This is a genomic window from Pseudoxanthomonas sp. LjRoot204_2 (assembly GCF_056175765.1).
In genome coordinates this window covers 1-3,583 of sequence record NZ_JBGFFG010000351.1, presented here as the reverse complement: position 1 = coordinate 3,583, position 3,583 = coordinate 1, and the positions used below count along the sequence as shown (strand labels likewise).

Annotated in this window: 4 protein-coding genes; 2 read left to right on the top strand and 2 right to left on the bottom strand. The window is 69.1% G+C overall.

Annotation, left to right across the window (positions count from 1 at the left end; all coding sequences use genetic code 11):
* Positions 1-1,662, top strand: a 1,662-nt coding sequence (locus AC04L7_RS14505; RefSeq protein ID WP_475513271.1) for a TonB-dependent receptor, incomplete at its 5' end; no start/stop codon positions are given.
* A 66-nt stretch (positions 1,663-1,728) separates the two neighbouring features.
* On the top strand, positions 1,729-2,382 hold the full coding sequence (locus AC04L7_RS14500; protein ID WP_475513270.1) for a hypothetical protein: 654 nt from the start codon (positions 1,729-1,731) through the stop codon (positions 2,380-2,382).
* 2 nt (positions 2,383-2,384) lie between these two features.
* Here the strand turns inward: AC04L7_RS14500 and AC04L7_RS14495 are convergent, their stop codons facing one another.
* Together AC04L7_RS14495 and AC04L7_RS14490 are read right to left on the bottom strand one after the other, a co-directional pair.
* On the bottom strand, positions 2,385-2,939 hold the full coding sequence (locus AC04L7_RS14495; RefSeq protein ID WP_475513269.1) for a response regulator transcription factor: 555 nt from the start codon (positions 2,937-2,939) through the stop codon (positions 2,385-2,387).
* Between the two features lie 13 nt (positions 2,940-2,952).
* A partial coding sequence (locus AC04L7_RS14490) for an ATP-binding protein (protein WP_475513268.1) occupies positions 2,953-3,583 on the bottom strand: 631 nt, incomplete at its 5' end.

Below are 3,583 nucleotides of genomic sequence, written 5' to 3'. Positions count from 1 at the left end.
CGACTGGACCGCGACGAAGCCGCCGTGCAGGCGTCGTGGGGCTCGTTCCGCGATGGCACGCTGGCGATGGGGGCCAACCTTCACATCGGCGGCGACGATGCGCGCCAGGCGATCCGTGTCGATGCCAGCACGCGTGATGGCGAGAGCTGGATCGACGGTCAGGAGCGCGAAGCATCGACACTCGCCGCTTCGTGGCTGGCGCAACTGGCGCCGACCCTGCGACACACCCTGGCGGTGGAGGTCCAGCAGGAGGACAGCCATCGTCCATACTGGGGCACGCCGGTGCGCCAGCCCGCCACCAGTCGCCTGTCGGTGCTGCCGCAGACCATCGGCCGCAACTACAACGTCGCCGACGGCTACTACGGACAGGACGTGCGCTGGGCGCGTTCGCTGCTGGAGTGGACGCCTGGCGAGCACGACACCGTGCGCAACACCCTCTATCACTACGACGCGCTGCGAGACTATCGGAACGTCGAGAGCTACCGCCTGACCGCCGGCAACGACGGCGTGATCCGTTCCGGCACGCTGCTGCAGCGGCACGACCAGCAGGTCTACGGCAACCGGCTGGAATGGAGCCACGAAGGCGAACTGTTCGGCCTGCCGACGCAATGGGCGACCGGCCTGGACGTCAGCTACAACCGGCAGACGCGCTTCCCGCTTTCGCTCTCGGCCACGGTGGATACGGTGCGGCTCGATGCGGTCACGCCGGGACGCTTCCTCGATGTACCCGGCACGGCGATCGTCTACACGCCCGACCGCACCAACCGGCTGCACACGCAGGCGGTTTACACGGAGAACCTGACCGAACTGACGCCGTCGCTGTCGCTGCTGACCGGCCTGCGCCATGACCGCATCGTGCTGGACGTGGTGAACCATCGCGCGGTCAGTGCGACCAATCCCGCCCGATTCGAGCGCGAATACTCGCCCACCACCGGACGTGTCGCGCTGAACTGGGCCATCACGCCGCAGGCGAGCGTCTACGCGCAGTACAGCACCGCGGCCGATCCGCCGGCAGGCATTCTCAGCACCGCGAACTTCGCGACGCTACGCGACTTCGACCTGACCACGGGTCGCCAGGGCGAGATCGGCGCGAAGTTCCAGTCGCGCGATGCGCGGAACTTCGCGACGCTGGCGGCATACCGCGTCGTGCGTCGCAACCTTGCCATCACCGATCCCTCCAATCCGGGGCAGACGCTGCCGGTCGGCCAGCAGTCGTCCCGCGGCATCGAAGCGACCTTCGGCTGGCGGCCGACGGAGGCGCTGAAGGTCGAGGGCAACCTGGCCTGGGTGGATGCCACGCTGGATGATTTCTACGAGAACGTTGGCGGCGTACCGGTATCGCGCGCCGGCAATCGCCCCACCAACACCCCATCGCGCGTGGGCAACGTGTGGCTGGACTACCGCTTCACGCCACGCTGGTCTGCCGGCGTGGACATGCGTGGCGTGTCGTCGCGCTTTGCCAATGCCGCCAACACGCTGTCGACCGCAGGCTACGCGACATGGGGTGCGCACGTGGGCTTCCGCTGGAACTACAGTACGGAACTGACCGTGCGTGGCCGCAACCTCGGCGACCGCACCCATGTGGTGTACGCGCTGGGCAGCACGATGGCCTACCTCGGCGATCCGCGCAGCTGGGAAGTGGTGCTGCGGAAAACGTTCTGAGGGCCATGCACGGCGGCAACACGGAGTTGGGTAAGGTAGCGGCCGCACACTCGGAGGATGCCTGCCATGCGCGGTCTCGACTTCAGTTCATGGYAGGGCCTGTTGACTACCCTGGCGGGGCTGGCGCTGATCACGGTGATCGGCGTCGGCATCCGCCTGCTGGTTATGCAGACGGTGCAGGAGCGGCGGGCGCGCGAGAATCGGCAGATCAACGAACGGCTGCGCACGCTGATCGCGGCCTACAAGGTGCTCGGCGGTTCGTTCACCGGGTCGCTGGACGTCGATCCTCGCCACTTGCGCGACCTGCGTGCGCAGGCGCGCGACGCGGGCGTCGAGCTGGTCGACGACGGCAGCGACCGGTCACGGCGCATCCGTGATGCCGTCGAAGCGGCGCTGTCGGACATCATCCTGCTGGGCACCGACGAACAGGTGCGGCTGGCCGTGCAGGCGGCCACCGATCTGGCGGCGGGCCGGCCGATCCGCACCGATGCGCTGGTGGTGTCGCTGCGCGACTTCATCCGCGGCGTGCTGGACCTGGAACCCATCCCGCCCTCGTTGGCGATACCGCGGCAAGGTCCGGCGCGGCCGGTCGCCTCCAAGGGCAAGGGCGAGGGCGCGAAAGGCGAGGGACGGCAGGGCGGAGGGGGCGGTGCAGGCGGCGCCGGGATGGGCATGGGGATGGGCGCGGGCAGCGAACCTGATCGCGAGCCGGCGCCCTGACGTCATTCGTCGATCCAGCGGCGCTCGGGGCCGGGACGCTTGGCCAGCTTGCGCTGCAGCGATCGGCGGTGCATGCCCAGCAGCCGTGCGGCGGCGGAGATGTTGCCTTCGGTTTCGGCGAGCGCCTGCTGGATGTGCTCCCACTCCAGCCGACTCAGCGGGGTCATGGTGTCTTCTGCCGCATCCGCCTCGTCGCCCGGCACGGCGGGGGTCTCCAGCCCCAGCGCACGCAGGRTGGTCGGCACGGTGGCCGGCTTGGGCAGGTAGTCGTCGGCACCGCGCTTGATGGACTCCACCGCGGTGGCGACGCTGGCATAGCCGGTGACGAGCAGGATCTGCATGTCGGCGCGCAGCGCACGCAAGGGTTCGATCAGGGACAGGCCGGAGTCGGCGCCCAGTTTCAGGTCGACCAGCGCGAAATCCGGTATGCACTCGCGCGCTTTCGCCAACGCGCTGGCGGCGTCCAGCGCGATCTCGGTCTCGATGCCCTTGCGCGCCAGGCTGCGTTGCAGGGTGCGCGCATAGAGTTCGTCGTCGTCGACCAGCAGGCCTTTCATCGGATGCCTCTCATCAGGGAGATTCGTCATTGCCCGCCACCGGCAGGCGGAACTGCACCTGCACGCCCTTCGGCGGCACCGCGCGCATGGTCATGCGTCCACCCAGTCGCTCGATGGTGGCGTGCGACAGGGCCAGGCCCACGCCCATGCCCTCCGGCTTGCTGGTGCGGAAGAGTTGCTCGGACTGGAACGGCAACGCTTCGTGGAACCCGTTGCCATAGTCGCGCACGGTGCCGACCAGCTCGTCGCCTTCGCAGCGCAGGTCCAGGTCCACGCGTTGCGAGCCGGCCTGGCGGCTGGCGTCGGCGGCATTGTTCAACAGCGCCTGCAGCAGGTGACCGGTGGAGGCGTCGGTCGCCAGCCACGGCGGCAGGGCGCCGGTGCGCTGCAGTTCCACCGTCGGGCGGATCAGTTGCCAGCGCTGCACCACATCGTCCAGGTCGACGCGCTGGCGCACGCCCATGTCGGCCGAGGCGGCGAGTGCGCGCACGCGGTCGCGGCAGAGGTCGATCAGCTGGCGCATGGTGCCGGCATCCTCGCGGATGTCGGGCTCGCTCGCGTGTTCGCGGATGTCCTCGGTCAGCAGCGTCATCGTCGCCAGCGGGGTGTTGAGCTCGTGCGCGACGGCGGCGGCGTGTGTGGCC